Consider the following 269-nt stretch of genomic DNA (forward strand, 5'->3'; position numbering starts at 1 on the left):
GGACCTCACGATGCCGCTCACGTCTTCGACGACTTTGTCGCTCTCATGGACGCCGATCACACTGGAGGCCAGAACTGATGCCCCGCCGTACCGACCTGCACCGCATTCTCGTCATCGGGTCCGGGCCGATCCTCATCGGTCAGGCTGCCGAGTTCGACTATGCCGGTACTCAGGCCTGTCTGGCACTCAAGGAGGAGGGGTACGAGGTCATCCTCGTCAACTCTAATCCCGCCACGATCATGACCGACCGTGACGTCGCCGACAAGGTC

General features: G+C 61.7%; 1 protein-coding gene. It reads left to right on the forward strand.

Annotated elements, in window-relative coordinates; translation table 11 throughout:
• Nucleotides 1-77 precede the first annotated feature (77 nt).
• The coding region (locus AC0IWT_RS19985) for a carbamoyl phosphate synthase preATP-grasp domain-containing protein (RefSeq protein ID WP_471798510.1) at nucleotides 78-269 on the forward strand (192 nt) is incomplete at its 3' end.

Source organism: Pedobacter sp. AC464, assembly GCF_979253075.1.